11 protein-coding genes are annotated in these 13,008 nt (G+C 58.6%); 5 read left to right on the top strand and 6 right to left on the bottom strand.

The features are described from left to right. The first annotated feature begins 84 nt into the window (after nt 1-84). Nucleotides 85-2,463, top strand: a complete 2,379-nt coding sequence (locus CLM58_RS10345; protein WP_095595856.1) for a ribonuclease E domain-containing protein — start codon at nt 85-87, stop codon at nt 2,461-2,463. Between the two features lie 124 nt (nt 2,464-2,587). Continuing rightward, complete coding sequence (locus CLM58_RS10340; protein ID WP_095595855.1) at nt 2,588-4,561, top strand: monovalent cation:proton antiporter-2 (CPA2) family protein; 1,974 nt, start codon at nt 2,588-2,590, stop codon at nt 4,559-4,561. Nucleotides 4,562-4,616: 55 nt separating this feature from the next. Here CLM58_RS10340 and CLM58_RS10335 read toward each other — a convergent pair whose 3' ends face one another. From CLM58_RS10335 to CLM58_RS10315, 5 genes are all read right to left on the bottom strand, one after another. Next, nucleotides 4,617-5,123, bottom strand: a complete 507-nt coding sequence (locus tag CLM58_RS10335) for a CarD family transcriptional regulator (RefSeq protein WP_095595854.1) — start codon at nt 5,121-5,123, stop codon at nt 4,617-4,619. Between the two features lie 285 nt (nt 5,124-5,408). After that, nucleotides 5,409-5,747, bottom strand: a complete 339-nt coding sequence (fdxA, locus tag CLM58_RS10330; protein ID WP_095595853.1) for a ferredoxin FdxA — start codon at nt 5,745-5,747, stop codon at nt 5,409-5,411. A 125-nt stretch (nt 5,748-5,872) separates the two neighbouring features. Next, nucleotides 5,873-6,157 (bottom strand): RNA-binding S4 domain-containing protein, encoded by a 285-nt coding sequence (locus CLM58_RS10325; RefSeq protein ID WP_095595852.1) that lies wholly within the window; start codon nt 6,155-6,157, stop codon nt 5,873-5,875. Between the two features lies 1 nt (nt 6,158). After that, nucleotides 6,159-8,891 (bottom strand): helicase-related protein, encoded by a 2,733-nt coding sequence (locus CLM58_RS10320; protein ID WP_095595851.1) that lies wholly within the window; start codon nt 8,889-8,891, stop codon nt 6,159-6,161. Between the two features lie 24 nt (nt 8,892-8,915). Continuing rightward, a complete protein-coding gene (locus CLM58_RS10315) occupies nt 8,916-9,476 on the bottom strand; it encodes a tetratricopeptide repeat protein (protein ID WP_143226555.1) in 561 nt (186 codons plus the stop codon). A gap of 69 nt (nt 9,477-9,545) precedes the next feature. On the opposite strand from CLM58_RS10315, the gene CLM58_RS10310 reads away from it, so the two are divergent. The 3 genes from CLM58_RS10310 to CLM58_RS10300 all read left to right on the top strand — a co-directional run bounded on the left by CLM58_RS10310 (nt 9,546) and on the right by CLM58_RS10300 (nt 12,676). Then, nucleotides 9,546-9,833 (top strand): SCP2 sterol-binding domain-containing protein, encoded by a 288-nt coding sequence (locus CLM58_RS10310; RefSeq protein WP_095595850.1) that lies wholly within the window; start codon nt 9,546-9,548, stop codon nt 9,831-9,833. Nucleotides 9,834-9,836: 3 nt separating this feature from the next. Then, nucleotides 9,837-10,790, top strand: a complete 954-nt coding sequence (locus tag CLM58_RS10305) for an alpha/beta hydrolase (RefSeq protein ID WP_095595849.1) — start codon at nt 9,837-9,839, stop codon at nt 10,788-10,790. Nucleotides 10,791-10,852: 62 nt separating this feature from the next. Continuing rightward, nucleotides 10,853-12,676, top strand: a complete 1,824-nt coding sequence (locus CLM58_RS10300; protein WP_095595848.1) for a M3 family oligoendopeptidase — start codon at nt 10,853-10,855, stop codon at nt 12,674-12,676. A gap of 3 nt (nt 12,677-12,679) precedes the next feature. Here CLM58_RS10300 and CLM58_RS10295 read toward each other — a convergent pair whose 3' ends face one another. Continuing rightward, entirely contained in the window at nt 12,680-12,994 is a 315-nt protein-coding gene (locus tag CLM58_RS10295) for a DUF4389 domain-containing protein (RefSeq protein ID WP_095595847.1), read from the bottom strand. Nucleotides 12,995-13,008: the final 14 nt, after the last annotated feature.

Raw genomic sequence — 13,008 nt, 5'->3', positions numbered from 1 at the left:
AATCACACCGCTATGGGCAAAAAACTGCTGTGACATGCAGTCGGGCTCTCGTACCTGCGGCTGTGGCTGATATGATGGGGCCTTATGAAGACGCGGTTCAATATCCTTCTTTCTCCCGATGGGATCGCCCTGGCGCGCAGCGGATCAGAGGAAGAGGTTTTGCACCGCTTCCAACTTGATCCGGAACAGTTGCCCGAGCAGATGGAGGCGCTTCGCGCCGCCGCAGATAAGGACGCGCCCGAAGGATGGGAATCGGTGCTTGTCCTGCCAGACGACCAGATTCTTTACACCCGCCTGACCATGCCCGATGGGCAGGACCTGCAGAGCGATATCCGAGAGCGGCTGGACGGGCTGACGCCCTATGACGTGAATGATCTGCTGTTCGATTGGGAGCGTGAGGACGAGTTCACAGTTCAGGTGGCTGCCGTCGCGCAAGATACACTGACCGAAGCGGAAGAATTTGCGACCGCTTTCGACTTGAACCCGGTTGGCTTTACCTCGACCCCGCCCGAGACCCGGTTCCCGCGCGAACCCTGGTACGGCCCGACGCAGTTCGCGCTTTCCAACCCCGTGCCCGAACCCGCAGCCGAAACTGATCAGCCCTTGGAATCAGACCCCGTTCCCGTTGATCCGGTTGTGGAAGAAGAGCCAGAGACCGTGGAAAAGCCTGAAGCCTCGGCCACTGAGGTGCCTGACGATCTTAAGCCTTCAACCGACCCCGATGAAGCGGAGCTGGAGACGTCTGAAGAGGGTGCCACAGACGCCGAGCAAGGAGAACCTGAGGTCGTCGAGGAACCCGAAGCCGTCGTCCCGGTCGAAGTAGCCCCGGCTTCAGATACGCCTGAAGTCGTTGACGAAGAGGGTTCAGACGATGAGCCCGCAAACGATCCGGTGTCGGAAGAGCCAGTGACAGCCACCGCGCTGCCGGACAAACTCGACACACCAGAGATCGAAGAGCCAGAAGAGGCCGTGGCTCTGCCCGCTGCCGCTGAAGACGATACGCCTGAGCAGCATGCGCCCGCCAAACCCGTAAAGCATGACCTACGCCAGATTCTGATGGCATGTGCCGCGCTTTTGGTTCTGTCCATCGGATTCTGGGCATATCTGTCTTATAGCGACCGGCCAAAAGCCCCGGTCGAACTTGCCGAGATCGAGCCAGCGGTCACCGCGCCAGAACCGGTCGAAGCGGAAGAGACGACACCCGTAGAGGCACCCGACCTTCCGGTCCCCTCGACGCAGGCTGAAATTGCAGAGCTTCCCCTGCCCCCCCAATCAGAGCCTTCCGAAACGCTCTTTGACGCGGGCCCACAGATAGAGACACCGGTGCTGCGCGCCACCCCGGCCCTGCCCGAACCCGCAGAGGCCCACGCTTTGCCAAGCGTGTTGAACACGACACCGCCTGTCCCCACTCCGCCAGCCGAAGAAGTGGCCGAAGCCCCAACTGAGCCTGCGGATGTAGAACAACCCGCCGAGCCAGAAGTCGTTGAAAGCGCTGAGGTAGCGCCCTCGACTGAGGAAGCACCGACAGATGTAGCCGAGGCCGCCACCACTCCAATTGAGATAGAAGCGCCCCAACTGGAAACCGCTTCGGATTCCGCAGAGCCAGAGCAAACCGTCGAGGCCCCAATTGCTGAGGAATCAGTACCTTCAGACGCGGTCGAAGCGGAAACCGACGCGGCCGATACCGAGCTTGCCACTTTAGATCCTGTAGCTTCGGAGCAAGTCGAGCCCGCGCCAGAGGAGCTTACCGGTCTGGAGGAAGAAGAGCCGCTGTCCTCTTCCACTGAAACTGCGACAGCCGATCCCACATCTGGAGATCCGTCGGAAGAAACGACCGAAACCCCGGTCGAGCCGACCGAAGATTTCGATATTGCAGTCATTGAAGGCGCCCCAGAAGACGCTCCAGCGATCCGGCCCGTCCCAGAGGCGACCACGGATGATTTGGCCTCGTATCGCCCTGCCACGCGCCCAGAGACTATACTGCCGCGCCCCGAGCTTCGGGTCGTGATCGCGACAGAGGAATCACCCGGCTTTCGCCCCATCGAACGCCCCGCGGCACTGTCTGTACCTCGACCGACCGTGATCATCGCCAGCAATCCGCCAATCCGGCCGACAGCCCGTCCCCGCAACCAGTCAGCAAGCATCAACGACGCAGTTCGGGCCGCAACGACTCCGCAGGCGTCCTCTCCTGCGCCATCGTCGAAACCGGGCATACCAACCTCGGCCTCGATTGCTGACCGCGCCACGGATGAAAACGAGCTGCGCCTGCGCCAAGTGAACCTGATCGGCGTGTTCGGCTCTCGGTCAAATCGGCGCGCTTTGGTGCGCCTGTCGTCAGGCCGCATCCTGCGCCTGCAAGTCGGTGATCGACTGGACGGCGGGAAGGTTTCAGCGATTACAGACAATGCGCTAACCTATGTGAAACGCGGTAAAAACGTCGTTCTCAAGATGCCCAACAGCTGATCTGCCACTTTGTAGCATCGGCATTTGTGCGCCTGCAGAAAACCTCTTAGACTGGTTTCATAAATTGGAAACTTGGTGACTTTTCGCGAAGGTCACACTGGCCCTTCGCGTCGGAATTGGATTGATGGACGGAATTCTTCTGCAGGCCATGATTTACCTTACAGCCGCCGTAATTGCGGTTCCGCTGGCCGTACGCCTGCGGCTTGGATCTGTGCTTGGGTATATCGCAGCAGGCATCCTGATTGGCCCAATCCTTGGGTTTGTCGGTTCTGAAACGCTGGATTTACAGCATTTCGCCGAGTTCGGCGTGGTCATGATGCTGTTCCTGATTGGTCTGGAACTGGATCCGAAAACTTTGTGGGAGATGCGCCACCGGTTGCTTGGCCTTGGTGGCCTGCAAATCGTCCTGACCATGGGAGCCGTTATGGGGGCTGCCATGGCCTTTGGTCTGGTTTGGCAGACCGCGCTGGCGGTTGGAATGATCCTTGCCCTGTCATCAACCGCGATCGTGTTGCAGACGCTCAACGAAAAGGGATTGATGACCACAAAAGGTGGGCGCAACAGCTTTGCCGTTCTGCTAACGCAGGATATCGCGGTTATCCCGATGCTGGCGCTGATCCCGCTTTTGGCCCTGCCCAAGACCGCCCGACTTGGCCCTGACGGGTCCGTTCAGGTCCATGACAAGGCGCATGGCGCGGCCCACGGCCTGTCATTGGTCGAAGGCCTTCCCGCCTGGGGTGTCACCGCCGCAACAATCGCGGCTGTCGCAGTCACCATCCTGGGCGGTCATTTCCTGACCCGCCCGCTCTTCCGACTGGTTCACGCCACCCACCTGCGCGAGATGTTCACCGCCTTCGCCCTGTTCCTTGTAACGGGGATCGCGATGCTGATGATCGCCGTTGGCGTCTCACCCGCGCTTGGCACGTTCCTTGCCGGTGTGGTTCTTGCGAACTCGGAATTCCGGCACGAATTGGAAAGCAGTATCGAGCCCTTCAAAGGCCTGCTGCTTGGCCTCTTTTTCATGACGGTGGGTGCGGGCATCAATTTCAAACTGCTGTTTGCGGACCCGGTGACCCTAATCGCCTTGGCCTTGGGGCTTATGGCCGTGAAAGGGCTGATCCTGTTGGCCCTGACCTTCGTCTTCGGGCTGAAACGGCGAAGTCGCTGGTTGTTCACCCTCTCCTTGGCGCAGGCTGGGGAATTCGGCTTTGTTCTGATCAGCTTTTCCCTGCAGACGAATGTTCTGACGGTGGCCCTGGGCCAGCGCCTGCTGTTGATCATCGCGCTGTCGATGCTGCTGACCCCGCTGGCTTTCATTATCAACGATTTCCTGTCGCGCCGGTTTAAGGACACCGAAACCACCGTCGAAGACGACCCGATTGACGAGACTGGTCCGGTCATCATCGCCGGGATCGGGCGGTTCGGACAGGTGGTCAACCGGATGCTTCAGATGTCGGGGATTCGCGCGACCGTTCTGGACCACGACCTGCAAATGATCGAAACCATCCGGCGTTTTGGGTTCAAAGGTTTCTTCGGCGATCCCACCCGGCCAGAGCTTCTGCACGCCGCGGGACTGTCCAATGCCCGCGTTCTGGTCGTCGCTTTGGATGACAAAGAGGCCGCAATCCGACTGGTTAAACTGGCACGCCGGGAACGTCCCGATTTGCATATCGTGGCCCGCGCGGCCGACCGCGTGCATGTGTACGAATTGTACCGCGCTGGCGCCAACGACATCGTGCGCGAAATGTTCGACAGCAGCCTTCGCGCAGGTCGTTACGTTCTAGAGAACATGGGCCTGTCACAATTCGAAGCCCATGAACGCGAAGTCGCCTTCTACAAATACGACCGCTACAGCCTTCGAGAATTGGCAGCGCTTTGGAAGCCCGGCGTGTCTTTGACCGACAATCCCGAGTACCTGAAACGCGCGCAAGAGCTGAACAAAGAAATGGAAACCGTAGTCGCGGCCGACGATGACAAATTCCATCCATTGTTGCCACCACAGGACGATGACGAGGTCGAGCCTAGCGACAGCGCCGAGACAACATCCCAAGATGACGAACCGCTGGTGTTGGAACCGCAAAAGAAGCCGGCGGAATAGCAAAAGCCGCGAAGGATCCCCTCGCGGCTTTTACCAGTTAAACTTCTAAGATGGATCAGGCTGCGCGCGACAGCAGGACGTCGTCCACCTTCTTCTGAGCGCCACCTTCGTCCAGACCGCCGACAGCCGCGACTTCACGGGTCAGGCGTTCCAAGGCTGCTTCGTACAGCTGACGTTCGGAATAAGACTGTTCGCGCTGGTCATCGGCACGGTGCAGGTCGCGAACGACCTCGGCGATGGCGATCAGGTCACCCGAATTGATTTTCTGCTCATATTCCTGAGCACGGCGCGACCACATGGCCCGCTTTACTTTGGCTTTGCCTTTCAGAGTGGTCATCGCCTGATCCACAACGTCCGGCGACGACAAAGAGCGCATGCCCACGTCGGTTGCCTTGTTGGTCGGCACGCGCAGGGTCATCTTGTCTTTCTCAAATGAGATGACAAACAACTCCAGCTCGATGCCGGCGATTTCCTGCTCTTCGATCGATACGATCTGGCCCACACCATGTGCGGGATAAACGACGTAATCGTTCGGGCGGAATTCCAGTTTCTTTTTGCTCATTCAGCACTTCCTTGCAGCCCACCCTGTTGGCGACGAAAAGACCGGGCCGAATGCGTGACATTCAGCTGTAGGTCCCATCAAAGCCAAAAAAAACCGCCGCTCGGGCGCGATCCCGCAGGCGGTGACAGGGTAATTTTCATATTGGTTCAGCCAATATAACAAAAAAATGCAGGTTTTCAAAGCGCCGCACTGCGGAACCCTAGCGTAACCCTTATTTTTATTGGAAGAATCTGGCTCGAACCGGTGTTCATCGCGGGGTTTATGCCGCGATACATCGAATCAGGTTCAGCCGCCCTCACCTGGTGTTTCAGAGAAGTATTTCTCTAGCTTGCCGCTTTCGCCATCACGCTCTTCAGCTTCGGGAAGCGGGTCTTTCTTGGTGATGATAACCGGCCACATTTCCGAATACTTGCGATTGAATTCGACCCATTTTTCCATGTCCGGCTCGGTATCCGGGCGGATCGCATCCGCGGGACACTCTGGTTCGCAGACGCCGCAGTCGATGCATTCATCGGGATGGATGACCAGCATGTTCTCGCCTTCATAGAAGCAATCCACCGGACAGACTTCGACGCAGTCGGTGTATTTGCAGGCGATACAGTTGTCGTTGACGATATAGGTCATGTTTCCAACCCCATTTCGGAAGATGCCCGACTAGCTAGACCAGCCCTGCGGATCATTCAAGACACACCAGTCCAAAAAAGATCACAGAATGTAAGGCACCAACGATGTCGGTGACGCTGTTCTACTCAATCCCCGCTCGCAGGATCAACGTCCACGTAAAGCTGTTGCGCCTCGGAAGCCGGGCCGCGACGGTCGCCCAACGACAGTACGCGGACGACCCGAATTTCATTACCTTGTGGAAAAGTCAGGACATCAGTGACACGCACCCGTTGTCCGGGTTTCAGGGTCTTGGTGCCATTCAGGCGAACCTTGCCTTTGGTCACACGTTCGGCGGACAGGCTGCGAGTCTTGAAGAACCGCGCCTGCCACAGCCACTTGTCCAGCCGGATGTAATCTGGCGTTTCGGCCAAATCAGCCCTTGTCCTTCAGCCCCATCAGAGCCGCGGCAAAGGGGTTGTCCGGATCGATCGGCTTGTCCTTTTTCGGAGGGCGCGCCTGGAAGGATTTTGCGCCGCCCTTCTGACCGCGCGGACCTTTGCCCTTGGGCTTGCCCTTGCCTTTGCCCTGCGGGCGATCGCCACGATCCTGACGCGGACGTCCCCCGCCCTGACGACGCGGCGCCCATGTGAAGGTATAGAAGACCTCCATCTCTGGGCCGGTGTCTTCGGCAGGTTCAGCAGACGCTTCGGTGGTCGAAGCTTCTTCAGCAGCGGCTTCTTCAGCAGGTGCATCAGTCTCTTCAGCCGGGGCTTCGGTCGGCGCAGCTTTAACTTTCTCGCGTTCGCCCTTCTCGGCCCTATAACCCAGACCTTCCATCAGGTTGGCGAACTGTTCCAGCGTCATACCGGTGATCGACAACATGTCCGGGTTGGCCTCAAAACCACCGCGGCTGTCTTGGGCGCGCAGCAGATCGGCCAGACGTTCCAGCATGTCGATACGGATCGCACGCTCGCCCGCGCTGCGGTAGCCAGCCAGCGTGAAGACCTGACGCGAAACACCGTCGATTGTAGGAATGGTGACCAGGCCCGGGGGCGGGCTTTCAGGGAATTCGTCCAGCTTCTGCGCCAGCGACCAAAGCACCAAACGCAGACGCGTCGGGGCGGGCTTCAGCAGCAAAGGCATGAAGATGGTGAACTGGCCAAAGCGGATACCGTGCTTGCGGAGCATGCCGCGCGCGTCCTGATCCAGCTCTTTCACTTCAGAAGCAACCTGATCGCGCGGGATTACACCCAGCGCTTCGACGATGCGGAAGCCAAAGCCACGGGCCAGACCGGTCAAGGTCTCGTCGCGCTGTACGTTCAGCAGAGGTTCGAAAAGGGTCGCAACCTTGCGGTCGATGAAGTGCTGCAGGCGGCGTGTAACCTTTTCGGCCACATCGGTTCCGGCTTCGTCATCCACGAAGGCCTGAACCTGTGGCTTAAGCACATCGTCGCCGGCGATCAATTTGCCAACGGCGTGCTCGCCCCACATCAGGCCACCCTGTTCGGTGAAATCCAATTCTGTGTCGGGGGCGTTATAGAAGCGGTCCGCACGCAGGTGGAACTCTGGCGCCAGCGCAGCAAGGCTTGCCTGACGCAGCGTTTTGGCTTCTTCGGGGGTTGCGCTTGCGTCCTGCTGAAAGCGGAACCCTTCCAGACGGCCGACGAATTCGCCCTCAACCGTCACTTCACCTTTATCGTTCACCTCGGCCACAAGGCCCTCCTTCTGCTTCAATCGGCGCAGCAAAACTGATGTGCGCCGATCAACAAATCTTTGGGTCAGCGCATTATGCAATGCATCCGACAGGCGGTCTTCTACAGCGCGAGTCGCCTCGCGCCAATGCTTTTCATCATCAACCCACCCTTTACGCTGCGCGACATATGTCCAGGTGCGGATAAACGCCAACCGTTTAGACAGTGCGTCGATATCGCCTTGGGTCTTGTCCAGCCGCTTAACTTGACGGGCCAACCAATCGTCAGGAACCCGCCGGTATTCCTGCAAAAATTCAAAGATTCGCCCGACAAGGCTGGCGTGTTCCGCCGCACTGACTCCTTGGAAATCGGGGATTCGGCACGCTTCCCACAGCAGGCGTACATCGGGAGCGCTGCGCAACCGATCCCGGACCTCTGGCTGACTGGTCAAAGTTTTAAGCGCGTTCAGATCATCCGCCGGGCGGCCCTTTGTCAGCCACTCGTTCTGAGTGCTGGCCTCCAGCGAAGCAATCAGCCGCTCAGCCGTGCCGAATTCCAGATCAGCATTACGCCATTGCAGCTTTTTCAAAGGCGTGAAGCGGTGATTGATGATCGCATCGGCTACGTCTTCATCAATCGGAGGGGCCTCACCCGTGACGCCAAAAGAACCATTCGAGGTGTGCCGCCCTGCCCGGCCTGCAATCTGGGCCAATTCATTGGGCGCCAGCTGTCGCATCTTGCGCCCGTCGAATTTGCGAAGGCCCGAGAACGCGACGTGCTTGATATCAAGGTTCAACCCCATACCGATGGCGTCGGTGGCGACCAGATAGTCGACCTCGCCGTTCTGGTACATGGCCACCTGTGCGTTGCGGGTTCGCGGGCTTAGCGCGCCCATCACCACGGCACAACCGCCCTTTTGGCGGCGGATCAACTCGGCAATCGCATAGACATTATCGACCGAGAACCCGACGATCGCCGACCGCGCGGGCATACGGCTGATCTTCTTTGATCCTGCGTGGATCAGTTCCGAAAACCTTTCGCGGCGCATGAATTGCGCTTGGGGTTCCAGTGCGGCAATCGCCCCACGCATCGTGTCGGACCCCAGAAACAGCGTCTCGTGCAACCCGCGGGCCCGCAGCAGGCGGTCGGTGAAGACATGACCGCGCTCGGGGTCAGCACACAGCTGGATTTCATCGATGGCAAGGAAATCTGCGCCAATATCGGTCGGCATCGCCTCGACCGTGCAGACCCAGTACTGGGTGCGGTCGGGGATGATCCGCTCTTCCCCGGTTACGAGCGCTACGACAGACGGGCCCCGGATGGCGACGATCTTGTCATAGACCTCTCGCGCAAGCAGGCGCAGAGGCAGACCAATCACGCCGGTGCGATAGGCCAGCATCCGCTCGATCGCATAATGCGTTTTGCCCGTATTAGTCGGGCCCAGCACCGCTGTTATGCGGGATGGCGTTGCCATGTTCGTGAATTCCCGATGCCTGTATTAAAGCTGCGTGCCCGTGACGAAGGGCTCTAGCCGTTCCACGGCTTGTTTTAGGTCCGGGTCGTGGGGATGTATAGCCCGCGCTGCGACATAGGCGTCATAGGCAAGCTTTTCATAACCCGACTGCTCATAGATAGTCCCAAGCCCCATCAGCGCCCCAAAATGACGCGGGTTCAGTATCAGGACTTGGCGGATATCGGCGATGGCCGGCCCGTAAAGCCCCGCGTGGAAATAGGCTATAGCGCGCGCGTTAAAACCCTCTGCAAAATCGGGGGCATGATCGGTGAGGGCCGTCAGATGCTCAATGGCCAGTTCGGTATTCCCGGCTTCTAACGCATCGCGCCCCCGGCTCAGAAGCAAATCCATTGTCGGCGACCCCGACCGAGACCATTCCAGCATAATCTCTTCCTGGACAATTTCCCAATTGGGCAGATCGTCAATCAAAAGCTGCTCAAACAGTTCATCAAGACGCGTTTTTTCTTCCTGCGCAGAAAGGTGGCAGGGCGAAAGAAACAGAAGTGCCGCAACGGCATATTTGAGAAACGGGCGTTGACAGATCATATCAGTACAAAGTGTAACTCATTGGCAGGGAAAAGCGAGTTTCCTGTCTTCACATTTCGGAGGAAAGACATGAGCGATGTGATTACGGCAGCGGTCGAAGCGCTAAGCGGCAAGATCGAAGGCGGCTTCGACGGAAGCGCGAAATTTGTCATTGAAGGCGAAGGCGCCATCGTTGTGGATGCAGATGGTGTTCGCGCCTCTGATGACGAGACTGACGTGACCCTGACCGCCGATGCCGAGACCTTCCAGTCGATCCTTGAGGGTGACTTGAACCCAACCGCTGCGTTCATGGGTGGAAAACTGTCTGTTGACGGTGACATGGGCATGGCAATGAAGCTGGGCAGCGTTCTGAGCTAAAGTATGGATTCTGCGCCGCTGTATAACGAGCTTGCCGAAGGCCCCAATGGTGGCGCCGGCTATTGGTTAACCGCTCCTGACGGTGTGCGGCTGCGGATCGGCGTGTGGCCTGAAGGAACAGAAGGCACCATCTTTCTGTTCCCGGGCCGCACCGAATATGTTGAGAAATATGGTCGCGCGGCACAAGATTTTAACGCGCGCGGCTTTGCCGTTCTGTCGGTTGACTGGCGCGGTCAGGGGCTGGCGGACCGGCTTTTGGATGACCCGATGGTTGGTCATGTTGACCACCTGACGGATTACCAGAAAGACGTCGAGGTTGTGCTACGTGCGGCGGACAATTTGGCCCTGCCAAAGCCGTACTATCTTTTGGGTCACTCTATGGGCGGATGCATCGGTCTGCGCGCGCTGCACGAGGGCCTGCCGGTTGCGGCGGCCAGTTTCAGCGGCCCCATGTGGGATATCCAGTTCGGACCCTTTGCACGGCCTTTCGCCCAAGTCTTTTCGTCCATGGCGACGAACTTCGGTAAGGGGCACATGTACGCGCCAACCACTTCCGGCGACGTGACCTATGTGCTGAACGATCCGTTCGAGGACAATAACCTGACCCATGACCTGCAAATGTGGGAATACATGACGGCTCAGGCGACGGCGCGGCCAGAGTTGACCCTTGGTGGCCCAAGTCTTCGGTGGCTCTCGACGGCGCTGCTGGAATGCAGCGTACTGGCAGCGAAACCAGCCCCCAAAGTGCCGGCGATTACTTTTGTTGGCGAGGCTGAGACTATCGTCTCGAAACAGGCGATCGCGATCCAGATGCGCAAATGGCGGAACGGCGATCTTTACCTGCTTCCCAAGTGTCGCCATGAGGTCATGATGGAAACATCGGATCTGCGTACGGAGTTCTATGACCGGACTGCGCAATTCTTTAAAGACCACGCCAAGGGCCGAAACGCGGCCTAGACCCCTTGCGCCCGACGGGGGCGGATGCCTATCTGTTTCCCAAGCTAGAACAAGAGGTCCGCATGACATTTTCCGCCCCAAAACCCGTCTTTGACACCGCCATCGCCGGAGGCGACGCGCTTGGCAACCTGCCAGATTGGGACCTGACCGATCTTTACGCAGACCAAGACGCCCCCGAATTGGCGTCAGATATGGAATGGCTGGAAAAGGCCTGCGCGGACTTCGCAGCGGATTATCAGGGCAAACTGGCCGATCTCGACGCTGCGGGCCTGCTGGAATGTGTGCAGCGGTACGAACAGATCGACGTGGTCGGCGGACGCATCATGTCCTTTGCAGGGCTGCGTTATTATCAGAACACCACTGACGGTGAGCGGGCCAAATTCCTGTCCGACTGTCAGGACCAGATTACGACCTTCACAACGCCGCTGGTCTTCTACACGCTGGAAATCAACCGCATCCCGGACGAACAACTGGACGGGCTGTTCGCAGAAAACGCCGAGCTGAACCGCTATAAGCCCATCTTTGACCGCCTGCGCGCCATGCGCCCGCACCAGCTGTCAGACGAGCTGGAACAGTTCCTGCACGACCAATCCGTTGTCGGCTCTGCCGCGTGGAACAAACTGTTCGACGAAACCATCGCCGGACTGGAGTTCACCATCGACGGTGAGAAACAGGGCATCGAGGCCACTCTCAACCTGCTGACCGACAGCGACCGCGCCACCCGCGAAAAAGGCGCGCGCGAACTGGCCCGGGTTTTTGGTGAGAACGTCAAACTCTTCTCGCGTGTTCACAACACGCTGGCCAAGGAAAAGCAGGTCGAGGACAAGTGGCGATCCATGCCCACCCCGCAGACCGGCCGCCATCTGGCCAACCACGTCGAACCAGAGGTCGTCGAGGCCCTGCGCAACGCGGTGGTCAACGCCTACCCCAAGCTTTCGCACCGCTACTATGCGCTGAAGGCCAAGTGGCTGGGGCTGGACCAGATGGAGGTCTGGGACCGCAACGCCCCCCTGCCCGAAACCGATGATCGCACCGTCGACTGGGACGCCGCCCAGAAACTGGTGATGGAAGCCTATGCCGATTTCGACCCCGAAATGGCCAATATCGCTGAGCCTTTCTTCACCAAAGGCTGGATCGACGCGGGCGTGAAACCGGGTAAAGCCCCCGGCGCTTTCGCACACCCGACCGTCACCACAGTGCACCCCTATGTCATGCTGAACTACCTCGGCAAACCGCGCGACGTGATGACCCTGGCACATGAGCTGGGCCACGGTGTGCATCAGGTTCTCGCCGCCGAACAAGGTGAATTGCTGGCTTCGACTCCGCTGACACTGGCTGAAACCGCCTCTGTCTTTGGTGAGATGCTGACCTTCCGCAAGATGCTGGCCGCAGCCGAAACCAAGGACCAGAAAAAGGCCCTTCTGGCCCAGAAGGTCGAGGACATGATCAACACGGTCGTCCGCCAGATCGCGTTCTATGACTTTGAATGCAAACTGCACGCCGCCCGCGCCGAGGGCGAGTTGACGCCGGAAGACATCAACGCCCTGTGGATGTCGGTTCAGGCCGAAAGCTTAGGCCCGGTCTTCACCTTCATGGAAGGGTACGAGACCTTCTGGTCCTACATCCCGCACTTCGTGCATTCGCCGTTCTATGTCTATGCCTATGCCTTCGGCGATGGGCTCGTGAACGCGCTGTATGCTGTGTATGAAGAGGGTGATCCCGAGTTCCAGAAGAAGTATTTCGACATGCTGAAAGCCGGTGGATCGAAGCACCACAAGGAACTGCTGGCGCCCTTTGGTCTGGACGCCAGCGATCCCGCATTCTGGGATAAGGGCCTCAGCATGATCTCTGGCCTCATCGATGAATTGGAAGCGATGGAGGACTAACCTCTATTCCGCCTCTGACCAAGGCCATGGACGATCTTCGGTGGCCCCGGTTTGATAACGGGCGGTGGCGCGCAGCCACTGCCCAATTCTTTCGCCAAGATCCGCGATGTTTTTGTTCGGTCCTTTTCCAAAGACATACCAACCGAACTGAAGAATGGCGCAGACAAACAAGACCGCCTCTGCCAAGGCGAACAAGGCGGCAAGGATCAACATCCACAGCCCACGTATCCAAGGCTTTTTCGCTTCCTCTTCCAGCGTATCTTCTGAAAGGATCTCTTCAGGGGAATCCGGGTTTGGCTGTTCTTCTGTCTCGGTCATAATCCAATTCCTTT

The sequence above is a fragment of the Actibacterium pelagium genome (genome assembly GCF_002285415.1).
Classification (GTDB): domain Bacteria; phylum Pseudomonadota; class Alphaproteobacteria; order Rhodobacterales; family Rhodobacteraceae; genus Actibacterium_B; species Actibacterium_B pelagium.
This window is presented reverse-complemented; position numbering and strand designations above follow the sequence as displayed.